General features: G+C 63.7%; 23 protein-coding genes. 14 read left to right on the top strand and 9 right to left on the bottom strand.

Annotated features, from left to right (window positions below):
- Nucleotides 1–45 precede the first annotated feature (45 nt).
- Entirely contained in the window at nucleotides 46–738 is a 693-nt protein-coding gene (locus tag FJ964_RS04545; RefSeq protein WP_140549255.1) for a glutathione S-transferase family protein, read from the bottom strand.
- Nucleotides 739–803: 65 nt separating this feature from the next.
- Here FJ964_RS04545 and FJ964_RS04540 point away from each other — a divergent pair, with 65 nt between their 5' ends.
- From FJ964_RS04540 to FJ964_RS04530, 3 genes are all read left to right on the top strand, one after another.
- Nucleotides 804–1316 carry a DinB family protein gene (locus FJ964_RS04540; RefSeq protein ID WP_140549254.1) on the top strand — a complete coding sequence of 171 codons (513 nt, stop codon included), beginning with the start codon at nucleotides 804–806 and terminating at the stop codon, nucleotides 1314–1316.
- Nucleotides 1317–1636: 320 nt separating this feature from the next.
- On the top strand, nucleotides 1637–2086 hold the full coding sequence (locus FJ964_RS04535; RefSeq protein ID WP_140494381.1) for a MucR family transcriptional regulator: 450 nt from the start codon (nucleotides 1637–1639) through the stop codon (nucleotides 2084–2086).
- A 136-nt stretch (nucleotides 2087–2222) separates the two neighbouring features.
- The gene (locus FJ964_RS04530; RefSeq protein WP_140549253.1) at nucleotides 2223–4100 is read left to right on the top strand and encodes an ABC-F family ATP-binding cassette domain-containing protein; all 1878 of its coding nucleotides are present in this window, start codon (nucleotides 2223–2225) and stop codon (nucleotides 4098–4100) included.
- Nucleotides 4101–4152: 52 nt separating this feature from the next.
- Here the strand turns inward: FJ964_RS04530 and FJ964_RS04525 are convergent, their stop codons facing one another.
- Together FJ964_RS04525 and FJ964_RS04520 are read right to left on the bottom strand one after the other, a co-directional pair.
- The gene (locus tag FJ964_RS04525) at nucleotides 4153–4440 is read right to left on the bottom strand and encodes an addiction module antidote protein (RefSeq protein WP_140549252.1); all 288 of its coding nucleotides are present in this window, start codon (nucleotides 4438–4440) and stop codon (nucleotides 4153–4155) included.
- Between the two features lies 1 nt (nucleotide 4441).
- The gene (locus FJ964_RS04520) at nucleotides 4442–4726 is read right to left on the bottom strand and encodes a type II toxin-antitoxin system RelE/ParE family toxin (RefSeq protein WP_140549251.1); all 285 of its coding nucleotides are present in this window, start codon (nucleotides 4724–4726) and stop codon (nucleotides 4442–4444) included.
- A gap of 94 nt (nucleotides 4727–4820) precedes the next feature.
- On the opposite strand from FJ964_RS04520, the gene FJ964_RS04515 reads away from it, so the two are divergent.
- Both FJ964_RS04515 and FJ964_RS04510 read left to right on the top strand, forming a co-directional pair.
- Nucleotides 4821–6929 carry a molybdopterin oxidoreductase family protein gene (locus FJ964_RS04515; protein WP_140549250.1) on the top strand — a complete coding sequence of 703 codons (2109 nt, stop codon included), beginning with the start codon at nucleotides 4821–4823 and terminating at the stop codon, nucleotides 6927–6929.
- A gap of 134 nt (nucleotides 6930–7063) precedes the next feature.
- Entirely contained in the window at nucleotides 7064–7867 is an 804-nt protein-coding gene (locus tag FJ964_RS04510) for an agmatinase family protein (RefSeq protein ID WP_140549249.1), read from the top strand.
- A 76-nt stretch (nucleotides 7868–7943) separates the two neighbouring features.
- On the opposite strand, the gene FJ964_RS04505 is transcribed toward FJ964_RS04510, so the two are convergent.
- Entirely contained in the window at nucleotides 7944–9086 is a 1143-nt protein-coding gene (locus FJ964_RS04505) for an NAD(P)/FAD-dependent oxidoreductase (RefSeq protein WP_140549248.1), read from the bottom strand.
- A 66-nt stretch (nucleotides 9087–9152) separates the two neighbouring features.
- The gene (locus FJ964_RS04500; RefSeq protein WP_181172375.1) at nucleotides 9153–9638 is read right to left on the bottom strand and encodes an Lrp/AsnC family transcriptional regulator; all 486 of its coding nucleotides are present in this window, start codon (nucleotides 9636–9638) and stop codon (nucleotides 9153–9155) included.
- A 96-nt stretch (nucleotides 9639–9734) separates the two neighbouring features.
- On the opposite strand from FJ964_RS04500, the gene FJ964_RS04495 reads away from it, so the two are divergent.
- From FJ964_RS04495 to FJ964_RS04485, 3 genes are read left to right on the top strand one after another with little or no spacing between them, the layout of a single operon-like run.
- Nucleotides 9735–10943 (top strand): diaminopropionate ammonia-lyase, encoded by a 1209-nt coding sequence (locus FJ964_RS04495; RefSeq protein WP_140549246.1) that lies wholly within the window; start codon nucleotides 9735–9737, stop codon nucleotides 10941–10943.
- A complete protein-coding gene (locus FJ964_RS04490; protein ID WP_140549245.1) occupies nucleotides 10940–12166 on the top strand; it encodes a Zn-dependent hydrolase in 1227 nt (408 codons plus the stop codon). Before FJ964_RS04495 ends, FJ964_RS04490 begins: the two co-directional genes overlap by 4 nt.
- A gap of 17 nt (nucleotides 12167–12183) precedes the next feature.
- Nucleotides 12184–13341, top strand: coding sequence for a M20 aminoacylase family protein (locus FJ964_RS04485; RefSeq protein ID WP_140549244.1), 1158 nt, complete (start codon nucleotides 12184–12186; stop codon nucleotides 13339–13341).
- Nucleotides 13342–13553: 212 nt separating this feature from the next.
- Here the strand turns inward: FJ964_RS04485 and FJ964_RS30910 are convergent, their stop codons facing one another.
- Complete coding sequence (locus FJ964_RS30910; RefSeq protein ID WP_181172355.1) at nucleotides 13554–13694, bottom strand: hypothetical protein; 141 nt, start codon at nucleotides 13692–13694, stop codon at nucleotides 13554–13556.
- 111 nt (nucleotides 13695–13805) lie between these two features.
- Here FJ964_RS30910 and FJ964_RS30905 point away from each other — a divergent pair, with 111 nt between their 5' ends.
- The 6 genes from FJ964_RS30905 to FJ964_RS04460 all read left to right on the top strand — a co-directional run bounded on the left by FJ964_RS30905 (nucleotide 13806) and on the right by FJ964_RS04460 (nucleotide 17708).
- Nucleotides 13806–13979 (top strand): hypothetical protein, encoded by a 174-nt coding sequence (locus FJ964_RS30905; RefSeq protein ID WP_181169231.1) that lies wholly within the window; start codon nucleotides 13806–13808, stop codon nucleotides 13977–13979.
- Between the two features lie 69 nt (nucleotides 13980–14048).
- Nucleotides 14049–16142: an ATP-dependent helicase gene (locus FJ964_RS04480; RefSeq protein WP_140549243.1), complete on the top strand. Its 2094-nt coding sequence runs from the start codon at nucleotides 14049–14051 to the stop codon at nucleotides 16140–16142.
- A complete protein-coding gene (locus tag FJ964_RS31770; protein ID WP_318013064.1) occupies nucleotides 16052–16450 on the top strand; it encodes a hypothetical protein in 399 nt (132 codons plus the stop codon). The genes FJ964_RS04480 and FJ964_RS31770 overlap by 91 nt, the downstream gene beginning before the upstream one ends.
- Nucleotides 16451–16803: 353 nt before the next feature.
- Nucleotides 16804–17007, top strand: coding sequence for a DUF680 domain-containing protein (locus FJ964_RS04470; protein ID WP_140494361.1), 204 nt, complete (start codon nucleotides 16804–16806; stop codon nucleotides 17005–17007).
- A gap of 43 nt (nucleotides 17008–17050) precedes the next feature.
- A complete protein-coding gene (locus FJ964_RS04465) occupies nucleotides 17051–17278 on the top strand; it encodes a DUF680 domain-containing protein (protein ID WP_140549242.1) in 228 nt (75 codons plus the stop codon).
- Between the two features lie 190 nt (nucleotides 17279–17468).
- The gene (locus FJ964_RS04460; RefSeq protein ID WP_140549241.1) at nucleotides 17469–17708 is read left to right on the top strand and encodes a DUF680 domain-containing protein; all 240 of its coding nucleotides are present in this window, start codon (nucleotides 17469–17471) and stop codon (nucleotides 17706–17708) included.
- Between the two features lie 48 nt (nucleotides 17709–17756).
- Here FJ964_RS04460 and FJ964_RS04455 read toward each other — a convergent pair whose 3' ends face one another.
- The 3 genes from FJ964_RS04455 to purM all read right to left on the bottom strand — a co-directional run bounded on the left by FJ964_RS04455 (nucleotide 17757) and on the right by purM (nucleotide 20252).
- A complete protein-coding gene (locus tag FJ964_RS04455) occupies nucleotides 17757–18272 on the bottom strand; it encodes a histidine phosphatase family protein (protein WP_181172354.1) in 516 nt (171 codons plus the stop codon).
- Nucleotides 18273–18465: 193 nt separating this feature from the next.
- Nucleotides 18466–19179, bottom strand: a complete 714-nt coding sequence (gene purN, locus FJ964_RS04450; RefSeq protein ID WP_140549239.1) for a phosphoribosylglycinamide formyltransferase — start codon at nucleotides 19177–19179, stop codon at nucleotides 18466–18468.
- Nucleotides 19176–20252, bottom strand: coding sequence for a phosphoribosylformylglycinamidine cyclo-ligase (purM, locus tag FJ964_RS04445; protein ID WP_140494348.1), 1077 nt, complete (start codon nucleotides 20250–20252; stop codon nucleotides 19176–19178). Before purM ends, purN begins: the two co-directional genes overlap by 4 nt.
- Nucleotides 20253–20404: the final 152 nt, after the last annotated feature.

Below are 20404 nucleotides of genomic sequence, written 5' to 3'. Positions count from 1 at the left end.
CGATGGCTCGTCGTTAGCCCTGCCGCAAGGTCAGGTGCTAAGCTTTCACGCGGCCGCCGCAACCTTGCGCCCCAGCCCGCCATGCAGGTCCAGGCAGCGGGCGAACCACTGCGCCACGGCATCGTGGTCGTCGAGCAACGGGTAGGGCGAGGCGATGCGTGCCCATTGCAGCGCGCCGAACACGATATAGTCGGCAAACAGGGGCGAATCTCCCCCGATGAATTGCTGATAGGCGAGCATGGAGCGCAGCGGCTCCAGCGAAGCCCTGAAAGTGCCAAGTCCGGCATCCCGCGCGGCCATCACGTCTTCCAGCCTCTTGCCCAGGCGCTGCTCCCGGCTCTGGCGGAAATAGGCGGCGTTCTCCGTATCCTGCATGGCATAAAGGTCCATGATCGCGGCGGTGGTCACATAGGGATGGATGGTCAGTTGCGACCAGCGCTCGATGAAGCGCGCCATAGCCTTGCCGCCTTCGCCGCCGAACAGCGACGGCCGCTCCGGATAGGTTTCGTCGAGATAAAGCGCGATGGCGAAGGAATCCGCGACGACCGTCTCGCCGTCGCGGATCACCGGCACGAGTTTCGATGCGCCGCCCTCGACGCGGGGCACTTCGAGAAAACGCGTCGGCACCGCGCTGATCTCCAGCCCCTTATGCGCCAGCGCCATCGTCGCCTTCCAGCAATGCGGGCTGAAGGGGCGGCTGGCGTCGCGTCCGACGAGATCATAAAGCAGAATGGTCATTGGCGGCGGCTTCCCTGCGGTTTAGGTATCCCGCAACGCCTCGACACAGGCCGGCGGGAGAAAAGATGAAACGGCACTTCATGATGTTTGCGGCCTATAATCAATGGGCCAATGGCCGCATCTACGATGCAGCCGCCGATCTCGACGAAGAGGAATTCAATCGCGACGTCGGCGCTTTCTTCGGCTCGATGAAGGGCACGCTCAACCATCTCCTGGCCGCCGATCGCATCTGGATGAAGCGCTTTACCGGCGAGGGCGATGCGCCGACGGCGCTGGACGCCATACTGTACCAGGCATTGCCGGGCCTGCGCATGGCGCGCGAGGCGGAGGACCGGCGGATCGTCGACTGGGTTGGCGGTTTGAGCGACAAGGCGCTGTCGGGCCGCTTTACATACATGACGGTATCGGACATGCGCACCGTCTCGCAACGGCTAGCTCCGGCGCTCGACCACGTCTTCAACCACCAGACCCACCACCGCGGCCAGGCCCATATGATCCTGACGGTTCTGGGCCGCCCTTCCGTGCAGCTCGATCTGGCGCATTTCCAGCGCACCGAAGAAGGGCGCGCATACGCCTGATTTCGGCCGCCGGCTCCGATAGAGCAGTTTTCACCGTCTCACGGAAACTGCGAACTGAAGGCCGAAAGACGTTGGAGCGCGTCATGACCGGCGGCGCGTGTTTTAGAGATATTGGCCTTCCAACCGGACCGCCTAAGTCTGCCGACCCCAAAAAATAGCTTTTCTAATTTGCACGGAGCCGATTTCCGTAAAAAATATTTGACTGCAAGTCTTGATTCGTTTTGAGATTTGCTGGTCCGTTTGGGGGACGCGGTTAAATAAATGCATCGACGAAATTCTTCTCTGGGGTAGATGATTTTGTCGCAAATAGGGTGAAAGATTTGTCAAATATCGAGGATAAGACCGTTATCGAGCTGACCGCTGACATTGTCTCGGCCTATGTCGGCAACAACCCGCTGCCGGTTTCCGGCCTGCCTGACCTGATTGCCAGCGTCAGTGCCTCGGTGCGAAAGCTCGGAGGTGCCGTTGTCGCGGAAAGCCCAAGCCTGGTTCCTGCGGTGAACCCGAAGAAGTCGGTTTTTCCCGACTACATCGTCTGCCTGGAGGACGGCAAGAAGTTCAAGTCGCTCAAGCGGCACCTCAGGACGGACTATGGGCTGAGCCCGGATGAGTATCGCACCAAATGGGGCCTGCCGCCCGACTATCCGATGGTCGCTCCGAACTACTCAGCGACACGGTCAGCGCTGGCGAAGTCGACGGGACTTGGCCGCAAGCCGGCAGCGCCGGCCCCCGTGGCCAAGGCGACAAAGCGCGGCAAAGCCAGCGCCTGAGCGCGGCCGACCGCAGCCGGAAGCCACTGAGCTGCAATGTTGACGGCGCCATTGCGCGCGCCGTTTTCATGCCTTGCGTGGCCAACCGGCCCGCAAGGTCTTGCGAAGCGCCGGTCTCCCGTGCAAAAGCGCGGCCATGCTTATCATCAACGACCTCTCGCTGCGCATGGCGGGGCGCTTGCTTCTCGACCATGCCTCGCTGACCTTGCCGGCCGGCACCAAGGCCGGACTTGTCGGCCGCAACGGCACCGGCAAGACCACGCTGTTCAAGGCCGTAACAGGCGATTTCCCCTCCGAGACGGGCTCGATCAGCCTGCCGAAGAACACGCGGATCGGCCAGGTGGCGCAAGAAGCGCCCGGAACCGAGGAGCCGCTGATCGAGATCGTGCTCAAGGCCGACCTCGAGCGCACGGCGCTGCTCGAGGAGGAAAAGACGGCGACCGATCCGCACCGCATCGCCGACATCCATATGCGGCTGGCCGATATCGACGCGCATTCGGCCGAGTCGCGCGCCGCCACCATTCTCGCTGGTCTCGGCTTCGACGACGCGGCGCAGCGCCGCCCCGCCTCCTCGTTTTCCGGCGGCTGGCGCATGCGCGTGGCACTCGCTGCCGTGCTGTTTTCCGAACCCGATCTTCTGCTGCTCGACGAGCCGACCAATTATCTCGATCTCGAAGGCACGCTGTGGCTCGAGAACTATGTTTCCAAATATCCGCACACAGTGCTGCTGATCTCGCACGATCGCGACCTGCTTAACCGCGCCGTCAATTCGATCGTCCATCTCGACCAGAAGAAGCTGACCTTCTGGCGCGGCGGCTACGATCAGTTCGAACGCCAGTACACCGAGCAGAAAGAACAGCAGGAAAAGGGCCGTATCAAGCAGGAAGCTGCCCGCAAGCATATGGAATCCTTCGTCGAGCGTTTTCGCGCAAAGGCATCCAAGGCAAGACAGGCTCAGTCTCGCATCAAGGCGCTTGAAAAGATGAAGCCGATCACGGCCATCGTGAACGACACGGTGCGACCATTCTCTTTCCCGGAGCCGGTGAAGACGGTGGCCTCGCCAATCGTCGCGCTGAACAATGTCAATGTCGGCTATACCCCCGGTGAGCCGATTCTGAAGAAGATGACATTGCGCATCGATGCCGACGACCGCATCGCGCTGCTTGGCGCCAATGGCAACGGCAAATCGACCTTCGCCAAGCTTCTGTCTGGCCGCCTGAAGCAGGAGACCGGCACCATGACCGTGGCGCCCGGGCTGAAGGTGGCGATCTTTGCACAGCACCAGCTCGACGATCTCAGGCCTGGGGAAAACGCCTACGAACATGTTCGCAGGCTGATGCCGGAAGCGCCGGAATCGAAAGTGCGCGGCCGTGTCGCCCAGTTTGGGCTCACCACCGAAAAGATGAACACGGCGGCGAAAGACCTGTCCGGCGGCGAGAAGGCGCGGCTGTTGATGGGGCTGTCGGCCTTCGAAGGGCCGAACCTGTTCATCCTCGACGAGCCGACCAACCACCTCGACATCGACAGCCGCGAATCCTTGATCCATGCGCTGAACGAGTTCCCCGGCGCCGTCATCCTGATCTCGCACGACCGCCATCTCCTGGAAGCGACGGCGGACCGGCTGTGGCTGGTCAAGGATGGCGCCGTCAACCCCTATGACGGCGACCTCGAAGACTATAAGACGCTTGTCACAGGCGTGTCCGGCGACCGGCGCGAGCGGCGCGAGGCGGAAAAAGCCTCGAAGGCCGACCGCCGCCGCGAGGCGGCCCAGCGCCGCGCCGCCTTCGAGCCCCTGGCCAAGGAGATCCGCGCAACCGAAGCGCTGATGGACCGCATCCGCAAGCGCATCGACGGTATCGAAGACGAGCTCGCCAATCCGGCAGTCTACGAAAAGGACCCCTCGACGGCGACAAGGCTGGCCAAGGAGCGCTCGCAATTGGCACAGCAGCTTGCCGCGCATGAGGACAAATGGCTGACCATGTCGGCTGAGTATGAGGAAGGCACGGCGGAGTAGCTGCGCCTTCTATCGCTCCGCAGTCGGGAGAATGGAATTGCGCTTTATGACGTCAGGGATGTGGCCTCGTGGTCAATTGCATCCCCAAGGCATTCATCACGGCAATCGTCGTCTTCAATGTTGGATTGCCGTCGCCGCTGAAGGACCGATAGAGCTGTTCGCGCGATAACCCCGTCTGCTTGGCGATTTGTGTCATGCCTTTGGCGCGCGCCACCACGCCGAGCGCATGTGCGATATATCCGCTGTCTTCGGTTTCGAATGCTTCTGCCATGAAGATGGCGATGGCCTCATCGGAGGTGAGATCTTCGGCGGGGTCGTATGTCGTCAGTTTTTCAGGCATGTCACTCACTCCAATCGCCTGAAAGGCGTTTTGCTGTTTTTATGTCCTTGGCCTGGCTGCCTTTGTCTCCGCCGCAAAGCAATATCAGCACCGTATTGCCGTATCTGCGATAGCCAGGCCCGTAGTGGATGCGCAACTCACTGATCCCATCACCAACTGGCTCAGCGTCTCCCGCGTGACCGAAAGCAAGACGATCCAGGCGGGAGGCGATCAATGTGCGTGCACGTTCGTCCTTGAGCTTCATTCGCCATTTGCGAAAAGTCTCCGTCTGCTTCAGCTCAAACATCACTTATTGTAGTTTTTAAACTACCAATCGTCAAGTTTTTGATTGCGCCGGTCTGGCCCTACACGCCGCTTCCGAAACCCGCTAGACACACGTCATGAACCAGCACGCCAAGCTCCGCATCGGCCATTCGGCCTGTCCGCATGACTGCCCGTCGACCTGTGCGCTAGAGGTCGAGTTGCTTGACGGCAACCGCATCGGCCGCGTCCATGGCGCCAAGGCAAACACCTACACGTCGGGCGTCGTCTGCGCCAAGGTCGCCCGTTACGCCGACCGCGTCCACCATCCCGACCGCTTGCTGAAGCCGCTGGTGCGCAAAGGCGCCAAGGGCGAGGGCGCCTGGCAGGAAACAAGTTGGGAGGCGGCGCTGGACCTCGTCGCCGAAAAGTTCATCGCGGCCGAGGAAAAATACGGCTCGGAGACGGTCTGGCCCTATTTCTATGCCGGCACGATGGGGCTGGTGCAGCGCGACGGCATCGAGCGACTGCGGCATGCGAAGAGATATTCGGGCTTCTTTGGCTCGATCTGCACCAACCTGGCCTGGACCGGCTGGATGATGGGGGCGGGCGCGCTGCGCGGTCCCGACCCGCGCGAAATGGCCAAGTCCGATTGCGTGGTGATCTGGGGCACCAATGCCGTGGTGACCCAAGTCAACGTCATGACCCACGCCATCAAGGCGCGCAAGGAACGCGGTGCCAGGATCGTCGTCATCGACGTCTATGAGAACGCCACGATGAAGCAGGCCGATATGGGCCTTGTCCTGAAGCCTGGCACCGATGGCGCGCTGGCTTGCGCGGTCATGCATGTGCTGTTCAGGGAAGGCTTGGCCGACCGCGCCTATCTCGAGAAATACACCGACGACCCGAAAGGTCTGGAAGCCCACCTGCGCACGCGTTCACCCGAATGGGCGGCCGCGATCACCGGATTGACCGTGGCCGAGATAGAGAATTTTGCCCGTCTCGTCGGCACGACCAGGAAAACCTATTTCCGCCTCGGCTACGGCTTTGCCCGCCAGCGCAACGGCGCAGTCAACATGCATGCCGCCTCCTGCATCGCCGCGGTCACCGGCGCCTGGCAATATGAGGGCGGCGGGGCCTTCCACTCCAATTCCGGCATCTTCAAGCTCAACCAGGAGGTGCTGGAGGGCACGCGCATGCGCGATCCCTCGATCCGCCATCTCGATCATTCGCGCATCGGCCCGGTGCTGACGGGCGCGCCGGATGCGCTCTATGGCGGGCCGCCGGTGACGGCGCTGCTCATCCAGAACACCAACCCGGCCAATGTTGCGCCCGAGCAGCGGCTGGTGAAGCAGGGTTTCTTGCGCGACGACCTGTTCACCTGCGTGCACGAGCAGTTCATGACCGACACGGCCAGGCTCGCCGACGTCGTGCTGCCGGCAACGATGTTCGTCGAGCATGACGACATCTATAAGGGCGGCGGCAATCAGCACATCACGCTCGGCCCGAAGCTGATCGAGCCGCCGGAAGGGCCGCGCACCAACCATTTCGTCATCGAGCAATTGGCCGAACGCCTCGGCGTCGCCGACAGGCCGGGCTTCGGCCTCACCGAGCAGCAGCATATCGACATCATCTTGGGCAAGCGCGGGCTTGGCAGCTTCGCCAGCCTGAAAGAGCAAAAATGGATCGACCTGCAGCCGGATTTCGAAGCCGCGCATTTCACCAAGGGCTTCGGTCATGCGGACGGCAAATTTCGCTTCCGCGCCGATTGGACCGGGCAAGCCGCCCCCAACCGGCCGCCCAAAAGCATGGGCCTGTTCGGCCCGGTGGAGCAGTTGCCGCAATTTCCCGATCATGTCGACCTGATCGAGGTTGCCGACGAGGCGCATCCGTTCCGGCTGGCTACGTCGCCGGCGCGCAACTTCCTCAACTCGACCTTTTCCGAAACGCCGGTGTCGAAGGCCAAGGAGGGCCGGCCGGAATTGCTCTTGCATCCCGACGATGCCGCCGCACACGGTTTGGCAGACGGCGACCGTGTCGAAATCGGCAATGCGCGCGGCGAGGTGGTGCTGCATGCACGGCTGTTCGACGGCATCAAGCGCGGCGTTGTGATCGCCGAAGGCATCTGGCCGAACAGCGCGCATGAGCGCGGCGAGGGCATCAACGTGCTGACTGGCGCCGATGCGCCCGCACCCTATGGCGGTGCGGCATTCCACGACAACAAGGTGTGGCTGCGCAAGGCGGGGTGATCCAGGCGTCCAGCGCCGGCGGTTTTCAATTCCGTCCGTTACGGATTTCGACATCTGGTCCAAGCGCCGGCGGTCGCGAGCACCCGCTCGCACACGTATAAAGGTGCTCGGTCTGACAGGAGGGAAGAGCGTCGATGGGAGCCGGAATTTCGCTTCTGGGAATACCGCATGACGGGAATTCGTCCTATCTGCGGGGCGCAGCCGAGGCACCGGCCCTCATCAGGCGCGAATTGCACAGCGACGCCTATAGCTCATGGTCGGAAACCGGCTTCGATCTGACAGGCCGCTTCATCGACCACGGCGACATCGATTTCAAGCAGCCCGGCGACCCTTGGCAGCGGATCGAAAGCGAGGTCGGCCGCGCTATGGACGGCGGCCATCCGCTGATCTCACTCGGCGGCGATCATGCCATATCCTGGCCAGTGCTGCGCGCGGTGCGTCGCCGTCATCCCGGTTTGACGATCCTGCACATCGACGCTCACCCCGATATCTACCATGCCTATGACAACAATCCGCGCTCGCATACCTCGCCCTTCGCACGCATCATGGAGGAGCGTCTGGCCGACCGGCTGATCCAGGTCGGCCTGCGCACGGTCAACGGCCATCATCGCGACCAGTTCAGGCGCTTCGGTGTCGAGGTGGTGGAGGCGGCGCGCTTCAGGGAAGGCCTGCGGCTCGATCTCACAACGCCAGTTTATATTTCAATGGACCTCGATGGGCTCGATCCCGCCTTTGCCCCGGGCGTCTCCCACCGCGAGCCCGGCGGCCTGTCGACCCGGCAAGTCATCAACTTGATTCAAAGCATCGACCAACCGATCGTGGCCGCTGATATCGTTGAGTATAATCCGAGCCAGGATCTCTCCAACCTGACGGCGCTCGTGGCCGCCAAGCTGTTGAAGGAGATTGCCGGAATGATGCTGAAGACTGCTCTTGGATAGAGCAGGCCGCCAGACGCGGTGATTTCGATCCGCAAGGGACGGAAGCCGCCGGGAGGTTTCGCCTTTTCGGCGCAAGTCACACCGGCAGGGTTTCGGCCGTCCTTTTTCTGTTCTGCCGGAGACGGATGTCGTCGGCGATCGCCTGGGCTTCGATTCCGATTTCGCGCAGCAGGCCGGTAACCGAATTGTGGAAGCCGACGAGATAAAGACCGAGTTCCGAAGCGCGCGCATTGACGCCGCTGCCGCCGGGCTCGACGCCGGGTCCGAGGAATTTGGCATAGGCTGGGCGGTAGCCGGTAGCGAAAATGATCGCGTCGAAGTCGCTGTGCCGACCATCGACGAAACGGGCGCCGCCTTCTGATATCTCGGCAATGTCGGGCGCTACCTTAATCGCGCCTTCGCGGATCTTGCCGATGGTGCCGACATCGATCACCGGGATGCGCGACGCCAGGGATATCTGCTCCAGCAATCCCTGTTTGGGCCGTTTGAGCCCATATTTCTCCAGCCTGCCCAATACCAGATCGAGGATGATAGGAAAGACGGCGTCGTTGACGCGCCGCGGCCCCAGGCGCGTCGCCATGCTGACGACCTGGATGGGCACGCCGAGCAATTCGCGCGGCACGATATGGACGCCGCCGCGCACGGAGATAGTGGGTTTCGCCCCGCCCTCCGTCAGGTCGAGCGCGATCTCGGCGCCGGTGTTGCCCATGCCGACGACCAGCACCGACTGGCCGGCAAACGGCGTGTTGTTGCGGTAATCCGCGCTGTGCAGACTTTTGCCCTTGAAACTGCCGGCGCCGGCGAATGCCGGCATCAGCGGCTCGGCATTGTATCCTGACGCAATCACCACATGGGAAGCGCGCACGGTGCCTGATGTCGCTTCGACGCCCCAGCTTCTGCCCTGCCGGCTGATCGCCCGCACCGCTTCCCCAAAGCGGGGCCGCAGATCGAAGCGCTGCGCATAGGCATCGAGATATTCGACGAACAGGTCGCGCGGCACATAGCGCGGGTAATGCCTCGGGAAGGGCACGAAGGGCAGGGACGAATAGCGCTTGGTCGTGTGCAGGTGGACGCGCTCGTAATGGCGCCGCCAGGCGGGAGCGGGCTGCTGCTCTTTTTCAAGCAGGATGAAGTCGACACCGGCCTGCCGCAGGCATGCGGCAACGGCCAGGCCCGCCGGCCCGGCACCGATAATCGCAACCGGGGTGGTGTCGTCCAAGCGCGCCTCCCGCCAATTCGCGATGCGGAGAATGGCGAAAGCATGCCAGACATGCAACCCGGTCGCTTATCCCGGCAGCGGCACCGTCAGGCCGACCTTGACGCGGTCCATGGCGACGAAGGTGCGAAATTTGCGGACATTGTTGCTGTCGAAGAACAGGCGCCGCGTCAGCGCCTCATAGGCGCTCATGTCGGCCACCGTAATGGCCAGGATGAAGTCGGCCTCGCCTGTCACATAGTAGCATTGCTGGACTTCCGGTGCCGCCAGGAATTGCCGCTTGGCCGCGTCGATCAGTTCGGCGCGTTCGCTTTCGAGTTCGACCTCGACGAAGATGGTGATGGGCTGGCCGACCGCCGCCGGTTCGATGACCGCGACATTGGCCGCGATGACGCCGGCCTGTTGCATGCGCTTGATACGGCGCTGCACCGCCGGCGCCGACAGGTTGACGGCCTCTCCGATCAGCCGCTGCGGCGTCGTGTTGTCCTTCTGCAGCACGGCGAGAATGGCGAGGTCGAAACTGTCGAGCGAGGCTGGCAATGCGGGCAACGGCATGTCCTGAAGAAACAAACTTGCATTTCGAGGCCTTGAATACAGCGCTTTTTGCGCCTGTCTTGCAATATAGTCTCGTTGTCAGCCAAGGAGGCCTTGATGTTCCTGCTCAACCGCAATGCCTTGCACGGCAGCCCACTCGATCCGGTCGACGCCGGAATGCTGGGGATTGCGGGGGCCGACGCGGCCGAGCGTTTCCTGTCCCATCGCGACATCAATCGGGAGACGCCGCTGGATGCGTTGCCGGCGCTGGCCGCGGAACTGGGCATTGGCGCTATCCACCTCAAGGATGAGGGGTTTCGCCTCGGTCTCGGCAGCTTCAAGGCGCTTGGGGGTGCTTATGCCGTCGTTCATCTGGTGCTGGAGGAAGCCGGCCGCCGGCTTGGCAGGCCGCTCGACATCGCCGATCTCGATGGGCCCGACGTCAGGGCGGTTGCCGCCACCATGACGATGGCTTGCGCGACCGACGGCAATCACGGCCGCTCGGTGGCACAGGGCGCCGAACTCGTCGGCGCGAGGGCGGCGATCTTCGTCCATGCCGGCGTCAGCCGCGAACGCATCACGGCTATCGCCCGCTATGGCGCCGAGATCATCCGCGTCGACGGCAACTACGATGATTCGGTCAGGCAAGCCGCGCAAGTCGCGACGGACAAGGGCTGGACCGTCGTGTCCGACACCTCGTGGCCCGGCTATGAGCGCATTCCGGGCCTCGTCATGCAAGGCTACACCGCGATCATGCGCGAGGCGTTGCGCCAGCTCGGCGAACCGCCCACCCACGTCTTCGTTCAGGCTGGGGTCGGCGGCATTGCCGCTGCCTTGGCTGGCCATCTCGCCATCGTGCTCGGCGATGCCAGGCCGGTCTTCACGGTGGTCGAGCCCGAACGTGCCGCTTGCATCTTGGGCGCCGCCAAGGCTGGCCACCCGGTCAAGATCGCGCATGGCGAAGCGACTGTCATGGCGATGCTCGAATGCTACGAGGCGTCGCCTGTCGCCTGGCGCGTGCTGGCGCGGGCCGCCGATGCCTTCATGACCGTCGACGAGGAGGATGCGGTCGCCGTGATGCGGAGGCTTGCGCGGCCGGCCGGCGGCGATCCGGCCATCGTTGCCGGCGAAAGCGGCGGGGTCGGCCTGGCCGGACTGATCCGGGCGCTGGCCGACAACAGGGCCGAACTCGGCCTCGACCGGACCTCGCGGGTGCTGGTCGTCAACACCGAAGGCGCCACCGATCCCAAGCGTTATGCCGAACTCGTCGGCGTGGCCGCCGCGGACGTGCTTGCGGGCAAGGTACTTTCAGGAGCAACGCCATGATCTCGGTCGACGCGCAGCGGCTGCTTGGCCGTATTCGGGACCTCGGCGCCATCGGCCGCGACGGCGAGGGCCGGCTGGTGCGGCTTGCTGCCTCGGACGCCGACCGGCAGGGCCGCGACCGCTTCGTCGGCTGGTTGCGCGAGGCGGGGCTCGAAGTCGCCATCGACCGCATGGGCAATATTTTCGGCATCTGGCGCACGCCAGAGAATGCCGGGCAGGCGCCGATCCTGATAGGCTCGCATATCGACACGGTCATAGATGCCGGCATTTATGACGGCTGCTACGGCGTGCTGGCCGGGCTGGAGGCAATCGAGACACTGAAGGCGTCAGGCTTTGTCCCGTCGCGCCCGTTGGCCGTCGCCGCCTTCACCAATGAGGAAGGCGTGCGCTATTCCCCCGACATGATGGGCTCGCTGGTTCATGCCGGCGGCGTCGCGATCGACGAGGCGCTGGCGGCCGTGGGGACCGACGGCAGCGTGCTCGGGCAGGAACTGGCGCGCATCGGCTATGCCGGCGACGAACAGCCGGGCTTCCTAAAGCCGCATACCTATCTCGAACTGCATATCGAGCAGGGCCCCGTGCTGGAGCGCGAAGGCGTGCCGATCGGCGCGGTGGAAAACCTGCAAGGCATCTCCTGGCAGCGCATCACCATCGACGGGGTCGCCAACCATGCCGGCACCACGCCGATGTCGATGCGCACTGACGCCGGCCATGCGGCCGCGCGTGTCGTCACCTTCCTGCACGATCGTGCCAAGGCTTCGAACACGCCGACCGTCGCCACCGTCGGCACGATGCGTTTCGAGCCCAACGCCATCAACGTCATTCCCTCGCGAGCGGTCTTCACCATCGACCTGCGCGATCCTTTCGAGCACCGGCTGCAGGCGGAGGAAGCAGCACTAGCCGCTCACCTCGAAGAACTCGCCGCCGCCGAAAGCGTGACGATCTCGGTCGAGCGGCTGGCGCGCTTCGAGCCGGTGATCTTCGACATCCGCATCGTGGAGCTGATCGAGGCCGCTGCCATCAATCGCGGGCTGGTTTCGAAGCGCATGACGTCCGGCGCCGGCCATGATGCGCAGATGATGGCGCGTATCGCACCTGCCGCGATGATCTTCGTGCCGAGCGCCGGCGGCATCAGCCATAGTCCGCGCGAACACACCGAAGATACCGAGCTCGTCGCCGGCGCCAACATTCTGCTCGATGTCGTCACCCGACTTGCAACCTAGTTGAGAGGGGCGGAGTAATGGCCAAAATCGATCTCGATGCCTTGAAGCAGGAGATGACCGGCTGGCGGCGCGATCTGCATGGCCATCCGGAATTCGGGTTCGAGGAAAAGCGCACCGCGGCCTTCGTCGCCGCCAAATTGCGCGAATTCGGCCTCGACGATGTGACCGAGGGCGTCGGCGGCACCGGTGTCGTCGGCACGCTGAAGCGCGGCAGCGGCAACAGAGCGATCGCGCTCAGGGCCGATATGGATGCCCTGCGCATCACCGAGCAGTCGGCCGTGGCCTATCGCTCGCAAAATCCCGGAATCATGCATGCCTGCGGCCATGACGGCCACACCACCATGCTGCTCGGCGCGGCAAAGCTGCTGGCCGGGGAGGGTGGGTTCAACGGCACGGTGCGCTTCATCTTCCAGCCGGCCGAGGAGTGGGGCAAGGGCGCGCTGGCCATGCTCGACGATGGCCTGATGCGCCGCTTTCCCTTCGATGAGATTTTCGGCCTGCACAATCTGCCCGGATTGCCGATTGGCCATTTCGAAACCCGCCCCGGCCCGATGATGTCGGCCGAGGACGTCTTCGAGATCGTTCTGAGAGGTCTTGGCGGCCACGCTGCCGGGCCGCAGGACGGCCAGGAGACACTGGTCGCCGCTTGCGCGCTGGTTACCAATCTGCAAACCATCGTCTCGCGCCGGCTGAGCCCGGCCGACATATCGGTGGTCTCGGTGACCGAACTGATCACCGACGGCACCGGCAACGCGCTGCCCGGCCTTGCCCGTATCCTGGGAGACGCCCGCAGCTTTCGCCCCGAGGTCAGCGCCGAGATCGAAAAGCAGATGCGCACCATCGCCGCCGGCACCGCCGCCGCCTACAACGTCACCGCCGAGGTTGCCTACAGCAGGGAATTCGTGCCGCTGCACAACGACGCCGAATTGGTCGACGAGGCCTTTGCAGCCGCCGGAAACGTGTTCGCGCCCGAAGACATCGCCGTCGCCCGCGAGCCGATGACCGGCTCCGAGGATTTTGCCCGTTTCCTCGATCACGTGCCCGGTTGCTTTGTCTTCCTCGGCAATGGCGACACGGCGCCGCTGCACAATCCGAGCTACGACTTCAACGATGACGGCCTGCTGTTCGGCACGAATTTCCATGCCGCGGTCGTCAGACGGCGATTGGGAGCATGAACGGCGCGGTCTTTCCAGAACTTTGCGGGAAGCCAAAGGGGTGGAATCCCCATGACGCTGCGGCAAGACTCAGCTAACATCCACTTGCGGCGGACCTGATATCCGCCTGGCCGGCGCTATCAGGCACCTCCCAAGCGGCGCCGGCCGTCCTTTCCAGGCTGTGCTTTGTGCTGTCCCGCTGTGGTCCGCGCCATTGCTGCACGCATGCCAACTCATTTGCCGGTCTTATCGGCTACAGGGTTGCCGGCGGCGTGCGGGTTTTCCGCTGCCGGAGCTTTGGTTGGCGGGACGTTGTTGTCGCAGGCCGAGACTGCCAGACTGATCAGCAAGAGGCCTAGGGAGAGCTTCTTCATCGCTACCTCCTCTCGCCTGACAACGGGACGACCTCGGTTTGGTTGCGACGATCAAGCCAGGGGAACAAAACCCCATGTCCCCGGTTGGATCAGGCAAAGGAGGACTGCTGGATGATCCGTCTGCTCTTGGCCTGCACCATCGCCTTTGTCACTTACCGCCTCGCGCGCAAGCTGATCGAGGACGTGCCCGACACCGTCGATCCCCTGTTGCTGCCGGTCCCAAAGAATGATCGGGAGGCATTGCGCAGGCAGTCTGCGGCCATGGGTGTCGATCCGGAACGCTGACCTGTCGACGCTGAGCTCGTTGCGCCGCTTCCTTGTTGCGAACAAAGCGGAAACGATGCTTGATGGGCGATGAACCTCGCCGCTCATGATTCGACATTTTCGGAATCGACTTCCCAGCCCGCTTATCTCGCGAGGCTGAACGACGCCCAGCGCCAGGCCGTCGAGCATGGCGACGGCAGGATCGCCGGACCGCTCCTGGTCATTGCCGGCGCTGGCTCGGGCAAGACCAACACGCTGGCGCATCGCGTCGCTCACCTGATCGTCAAGGGCGCTGATCCGCGCCGCATCCTGCTGATGACGTTTTCACGTCGCGCCGCCTCCGAAATGGCCAGGCGCGTCGAGCGCATCGCCGGCGAGGTGCTCGGCCGCGATGCCTCTATCGTCACCGATGCGCTGACCTGGGCCGGCACCTTCCATGGCATCGGTGCGCGGCTGTTGCGCGATTACGCGCAGGAGATCGGTCTCGACCCGGCTTTCACCATCCACGATCGCGAGGATTCGGCCGACCTGATGAACCTGGTGCGCCACGAGCTCGGCTTCTCGAAGACGGAAGCGCGCTTTCCCACCAAGGGCACCTGCCTTGCCATCTATTCGCGCGCCGTCAACGCGCAGGCGCCGCTCGGCGAGGTGCTCGGCTCCGCCTTTCCGTGGTGCGCCGGTTGGGCCGAACAGCTGAAGCAGCTGTTCGCCGGCTATGTCGAGGCCAAGCAGGCGCAGAACGTGCTCGATTACGATGACCTGCTGCTCTACTGGGCGCAGATGACGGCAGAACCGGAGATAGCGACGCACCTGGGCGGGCGCTTCGACCATGTGCTGGTCGACGAATACCAGGATACCAACCGGCTGCAGGCCTCGATCCTCATGGCGCTCAAACCCGATGGCGCCGGGCTGACGGTGGTCGGCGACGATGCGCAATCGATCTATTCGTTCCGTGCCGCTGAGGTGCGCAACATTCTCGATTTTCCCAAGCAGTTTGCGCAGGCCGCCGATGTGGTGATGCTGGAGCGCAACTACCGCTCGACCGAAACCATTCTGGCTGCCGCCAATGCGGTGATCGGCGAGGCCTCGGAGCGCTTCACCAAAAACCTGTGGTCGGAGCGCAAATCCGCCGCCAAGCCGAGGCTGGTGACGGTGCGCGACGAGGTCGAGCAGGCCAATTTCGTCTGCGAGGCGATCCTGGCCGAGCGCGAGGCCGGCACGGCGCTGAAATCGCAGGCGGTGCTGTTTCGCGCCTCGCACCACAGCGGGCCGCTGGAGATCGAGCTGACGCGGCGCAACATTCCCTTCGTCAAGTTCGGCGGGCTGAAATTCCTCGATGCCGCTCACGTCAAGGATGTGCTGGCGGTGCTGCGCTTTGCCGAAAACCCGCGCGACCGCGTCGCCGGATTTCGCGTGCTGCAGCTTTTGCCGGGCATCGGCCCCTCGGCCGCCGCGCAGATCGTGGAGACGATGACATCGGCGCTGGATGAGGCGATGGGCCTCGCCGGCTGGCGGCCGCCCCAACGCGCGGCGGATGACTGGCCGGGCTTCGTCTCGCTCTACACGGGCCTGCGTGCAGGCGCCAGATGGCCGGCCGATCTCGAGCAGGTCAGGCTCTGGTACGAGCCGCATCTCGAGCGCATCCACGAGGACGCAACCACACGCCGGGCCGACCTTCTGCAGCTTGAGCAGATCGGATCCGGCTACGCTTCGCGCGAACGGTTCCTGACCGAGCTGACGCTCGACCCCCCGGACGCGACCAGCGACCAGGCCGGGCCGCCGCATCGCGACGAAGACTATCTGATCCTGTCCACGATCCACTCGGCCAAGGGCCAGGAATGGAAGAACGTGTTTGTGCTCAACACTGTCGATGGCTGCATTCCGGCCGATCTCGGCGTCGGCACCAGGGAGGATATCGAGGAGGAGCGCCGGCTGCTTTACGTGGCGATGACAAGGGCCAAGGACAGTCTCAACCTGGTCATGCCGCAGCGCTTCTTTCCGCATGGCCAGGCGGCGCGCGGCGACCGCCATGTCTATGCCTCGCGCACGCGCTTCATCCCGGCTTCCCTCCTTGCGGCGTTCGAACAGACGATATGGCCGGCAGCGCAAGCAGCACCGGGCAGGGCGCCTCGGCCGGAGATACGCGTCGACATTGGCGCGCGCATGCGCGGCATGTGGAAATAGCCGCGGCGATGGCGCCAGTCAGGATCGCAATTGCCGGTGCCCTCGGCCGCATGGGGCGCCAGATGGCGGACGCCGTGCAGGCCGACTCGCGGCTGGCGCTCACCGCCCGCTTTCATCGAACGGCATTGCCGGCGATGGGCTGGTCAGCCGCGACGAGGCGCTCGGCCTGGCCGATGTGGTCATCGATTTTACCGCGCCGGCGGCATCGGCCGATTGAAGGCTCGGGCCTGCCACGGCGAGTGCGAAGCCACCCCGTGGAGAATACGGCGCGCCTCTGGGCCGTCCTCCACCCCGTTTGCAAGCCATAATCCCGACCCAGCTCAACGCCCGGATGCCGCTCGCGCGACCGCTCTTGCATAAAACCGAACCGTTCGGTTCGATTTCTGTTGACGGACCGTGCATCAAACGGTGAACGCAGGCTCCGCAAAAAACGGGTAGGCGCAATAGAGTTCCCTCAATAAGCCCCTGAATAGAAAAGATAAAATTGTGTCACGCAGCGAGGGTTTTCAATTTCAAGGGTCATTCCCAGAGCTTTTTCGGCACATTTTCGTGACTGGAAACGACAACATCGCAGACCCATCTCGGGGTGGTCCGAGCGACGCGAAATCCTCCCAAGGGCACGCCACTAGACGGACAGAACAAACATACTGGAGTAACCAAAATGACCAAGATCGCTCTTACCGCCGCTGCCATCCTCGTTGCCACGGGCACCGCTTTTGCCGGCAGCGACAATTATGGTTCGGCCAACGCCAATCAGCCCGCCGCCGCTGTCGACCATTCCGTCACCGCTTCGATCTCGAAGACGAACGGAACCGTCCAGGCCCCGGCTTCGCAGGGCGCCGACCGCAACCTTTTCGGCCGTTGATCGCGACTGCCGACATCAATCACTTGAACTCAGGAGTAAAGAAATGACCAAGATCGCTCTCACCGCCGCCGCCATTCTCATTGCCACGGGCAGCGCCTTTGCCGGCAGCGACAATTATGGTTCCAACAATGTCAACCAGCCGGTTGCCAACCAGTCGACCTCCAACATCGACACCACGCATACCGGCTCGATCGCCAAGTCCGTAAAGGCGCAGGGCGACGCGAACGCCAACGTGCCGGCTCAGTCTGGCCAGGGCATCTGGGGCCGTTGATTCTGTAAGTCTTCGACCACAAAGAGCGGTGGGCCTGGCCCGCCGCTCTTGTTTTTTGCGCATGACCAATCCTCCAAGCTCGGCAGAAAACAATCCGAGCCCAGGAATAAAACAGGACTGCCTGGGGTCTTGTCCTTAGCGGAACCGTCCTCCCAAGACGCCGCCTAACCGATGAACCCAGGAGATTGAAATGAACAAGATCGCCCTCGCCACCGCCGCCATCCTCGTTGCGACCGGCAGCGCCTTTGCCGGCAGCGACCACTATGGGTCCGACAATGCCAACCAGCCCGTCGCCCCGATAGCGGGCGTGGACCACGTTGTCACCGGCGCGCTCAAGGATACCGGCATGGCCGGTCACGAGACAGGCGATGCCGAGACGAAGCCCGCTACCGGCTGGCCCGAACCCGGCCAGGGCATCTGGGGCAATTAACGTCCCGCGCATGCAGCGGCCTTTGGCTGCCAGCTTAACCCCGGATTTCTAGCGCAGGTCCTTCGGACGCAGGCAATGCGTCAGCCGCGCGGACGACAGGTTGGACCAGGCGCCCTCGAAAACGAGGCGCGCAAAGGCTGCCGTTGGAAATTTTCCTTCGAGCCTCCTGCGCGCCTTGGCCTCTGACCCTGGCCCGGCAAGTTGTTTCGCCAGATATTGCAGGCCGGGATTGTGGCCGACCACCAGCAAGCTGCCGTTCGAGGGATCGACGTGACGAATCTGGCTCAGCATATCCGTCGCCGAGGATTCATAAAGCGCCTCGGAGAACGCGACCCGTGGATGCGCCGGCAACTCCGCGTCCACCAGCCGCCAGGTCTCGCGGGTGCGCAGCGCCGGCGATACCAGCGCCTGGTCCGGCAACCACCCGCGCGCCGCGAGTTCGCGCCCTATCAATTGGGCCGCCTTCAATCCGCGTTCGGCGAGCGGCCGATCGAAATCGTCGAGATCCGGGTCGTCCCAACTCGACTTGGCATGGCGAAGCAGCAGAAGCTGTTTCACCGGCATTGGTCAGGGCCGGCGAAGCTGGCCAGACGAGTGCGGGCCTTGTGCTTGATCGCCTCTATGTCGAAGGAACCGAATAGGCCGCTTTCCAATCCTTCAAGCCAAGCTCTGCGTAGCCTATCCGTTTCGATCTGGTGTGAATTCTGATTTAGCGATTCCGAGCCAAGCGACATGCCATCATTCCCGATCTGAGTCCCTACGGCGTGATCCGCGCCAATTGCTCGAAATCGATTTCCTCGCGCAGCGGGCTCGGTGCAATGATCGTCGAGGTTGCATTGTCGGCATCGTCGGCGAAGCGGGCAAACACGGCGCGGCCCTTTTCCATCCGGACCTTGCCCTCGGCGACCAGCCCCAGCGCCAGCGGATAGAGCTGGTGTTCCACCTTCAGCACCCGTGCGGCAAGTGTGTCGGCATTGTCGCCGACCATTACGGGCACCGCCGCCTGTGCGATGATCGGGCCGTCATCCATCTCGGACGTGACGAAATGCACCGTGCAGCCATGGATGCGCATGCCGGCGGCAAGCGCGCGCGCATGCGTGTCGAGCCCCTTGAAGGCCGGCAGCAGGGCAGGGTGGATGTTGATCATGCGACCCTGCCATTTCTGGACGAGGCCGGTGGTCAGAATGCGCATGTAGCCGGCCAGCGCCACGATCTCGGCATTGAAGGCCGCGAGCGCCGCATCGATCGCGGCGTCATGGGCCTGCTTGCTGGCGTGGTCGGACCGGGAAATCACCTGGGTGGCGATGCCGCGCGCCCTCGCCATGCCGAGCCCGGCGGCATCCGTCTTGTCGGAGATGACGCCGACGATTTCGGCGGGGAAAGCCGGGTCGCTGGCGGCGGCGATCAGCGCCGTCATGTTGGAGCCGCGCCCCGAGATCAGGACGACAGTGCGTTTCTTCTGCGCGCTCATAGACCGATCGAACCCCGATAGATGACGCCGGCGTCGCGGCGCGGCACGATCCGGCCGATCGGCGTCACCGTCTCGCCGGCTTCCTGCAAGACGGCGGCGACCTGCGCCGCCTGGCCGGACGCCACCGCCAGGATCATGCCGATGCCGCAGTTGAAGGTGCGCATCATCTCTTCGGGCGCCACACCGCCGGTCTTGGCCAGCCATGAGAACACAGGCGGCACGTCGATGGCGTCGAGATCGAGCTCGGCCGAGAACTCCTTCGGCAGAACGCGCGGAATGTTTTCAGGGAAGCCACCGCCGGTGATATGGGCCAGCGCCTTGATACCGTGCGTGTTGCGGATCGCCTTCAGGATCGATTTCACATAGATCCGGGTCGGCTCGAGCAGCGCCTCGGCCAGTGTGGCCTCGTCATTGAAGGGAGCCGGATCGGTCCATGCCAGGCCGCTGGTCGCAACGATGCGGCGCACCAGCGAAAAGCCGTTGGAATGCAGGCCCGACGAACCCAGCCCCAGCAGCACGTCGCCCTCGACGATGTCGTCGGTGGGCAGAAGCTGGCCGCGCTCGGCCGCGCCCACGGCAAAACCGGCAAGGTCATAGTCCTTGCCGTGATACATGCCCGGCATTTCCGCCGTCTCGCCGCCGATCAGCGCGCAGCCGGCCTGCCGGCAGCCCGCGGCGATGCCGCCGACGATCGCCGCACCCTGGTCCGGGTCGAGCTTGCCGGTGGCGAAATAGTCGAGGAAGAACAGCGGCTCGGCACCCTGCACGACGATGTCGTTGACGCACATGGCCACCAGGTCGATGCCGATCGTGTCGTGCTTGCCGGCGTCGATGGCGATCTTCAGCTTGGTGCCGACACCGTCATTTGCTGCGACCAGCACCGGATCGGTAAATCCGGCGGCCTTGAGGTCGAACAGGCCGCCGAAACCGCCGATCTCGCCATCGGCGCCCGGCCGGCGCGTGGCCTTGACCAGCGGCTTGATCTTCTCGACCATGAGATTGCCGGCATCGATGTCGACGCCAGCCTCGGCATAGGTGAGCCCGTTCTTACGCTTGACTGTATCGCGCTTCATATCTGGCTTGTCGCTGTTTCCTTTGCGGCTCTTCGCATGAACGGTTTCGGTCCGCAAGGAAAACGGCGCTGAAACTGCTGCTCCCCACCAGGGGAGGCTCGGCAGCTTCTCTCTTGCGCCTATCCCCCATCTCCATCATCTATCGTTCAGAC

The organism is Mesorhizobium sp. B2-3-2 (genome assembly GCF_006442295.1).
GTDB lineage: Bacteria > Pseudomonadota > Alphaproteobacteria > Rhizobiales > Rhizobiaceae > Mesorhizobium.
The sequence above is the reverse complement of the archived record's forward strand: the minus strand, read 5'-3'. Positions and strand labels throughout refer to the sequence as shown.

Coding starts and splice junctions, on each gene's coding strand:
- FJ964_RS04545 (WP_140549255.1), bottom strand. CDS start 738: ATGACCATTCTGCTTTATGATCTCGTCGGACGCGACGCCAGCCGCCCC.
- FJ964_RS04540 (WP_140549254.1), top strand. CDS start 804: ATGAAACGGCACTTCATGATGTTTGCGGCCTATAATCAATGGGCCAAT.
- FJ964_RS04530 (WP_140549253.1), top strand. CDS start 2,223: ATGCTTATCATCAACGACCTCTCGCTGCGCATGGCGGGGCGCTTGCTT.
- FJ964_RS04525 (WP_140549252.1), bottom strand. CDS start 4,440: ATGCCTGAAAAACTGACGACATACGACCCCGCCGAAGATCTCACCTCC.
- FJ964_RS04520 (WP_140549251.1), bottom strand. CDS start 4,726: ATGTTTGAGCTGAAGCAGACGGAGACTTTTCGCAAATGGCGAATGAAG.
- FJ964_RS04515 (WP_140549250.1), top strand. CDS start 4,821: ATGAACCAGCACGCCAAGCTCCGCATCGGCCATTCGGCCTGTCCGCAT.
- FJ964_RS04510 (WP_140549249.1), top strand. CDS start 7,064: ATGGGAGCCGGAATTTCGCTTCTGGGAATACCGCATGACGGGAATTCG.
- FJ964_RS04500 (WP_181172375.1), bottom strand. CDS start 9,638: ATGCCGTTGCCCGCATTGCCAGCCTCGCTCGACAGTTTCGACCTCGCC.
- FJ964_RS04495 (WP_140549246.1), top strand. CDS start 9,735: ATGTTCCTGCTCAACCGCAATGCCTTGCACGGCAGCCCACTCGATCCG.
- FJ964_RS04490 (WP_140549245.1), top strand. CDS start 10,940: ATGATCTCGGTCGACGCGCAGCGGCTGCTTGGCCGTATTCGGGACCTC.
- FJ964_RS04485 (WP_140549244.1), top strand. CDS start 12,184: ATGGCCAAAATCGATCTCGATGCCTTGAAGCAGGAGATGACCGGCTGG.
- FJ964_RS30910 (WP_181172355.1), bottom strand. CDS start 13,694: ATGAAGAAGCTCTCCCTAGGCCTCTTGCTGATCAGTCTGGCAGTCTCG.
- FJ964_RS30905 (WP_181169231.1), top strand. CDS start 13,806: ATGATCCGTCTGCTCTTGGCCTGCACCATCGCCTTTGTCACTTACCGC.
- FJ964_RS04480 (WP_140549243.1), top strand. CDS start 14,049: ATGAACCTCGCCGCTCATGATTCGACATTTTCGGAATCGACTTCCCAG.
- FJ964_RS31770 (WP_318013064.1), top strand. CDS start 16,052: ATGGCCGGCAGCGCAAGCAGCACCGGGCAGGGCGCCTCGGCCGGAGAT.
- FJ964_RS04470 (WP_140494361.1), top strand. CDS start 16,804: ATGACCAAGATCGCTCTTACCGCCGCTGCCATCCTCGTTGCCACGGGC.
- FJ964_RS04465 (WP_140549242.1), top strand. CDS start 17,051: ATGACCAAGATCGCTCTCACCGCCGCCGCCATTCTCATTGCCACGGGC.
- FJ964_RS04460 (WP_140549241.1), top strand. CDS start 17,469: ATGAACAAGATCGCCCTCGCCACCGCCGCCATCCTCGTTGCGACCGGC.
- FJ964_RS04455 (WP_181172354.1), bottom strand. CDS start 18,272: ATGCCGGTGAAACAGCTTCTGCTGCTTCGCCATGCCAAGTCGAGTTGG.
- purN (WP_140549239.1), bottom strand. CDS start 19,179: ATGAGCGCGCAGAAGAAACGCACTGTCGTCCTGATCTCGGGGCGCGGC.
- purM (WP_140494348.1), bottom strand. CDS start 20,252: ATGAAGCGCGATACAGTCAAGCGTAAGAACGGGCTCACCTATGCCGAG.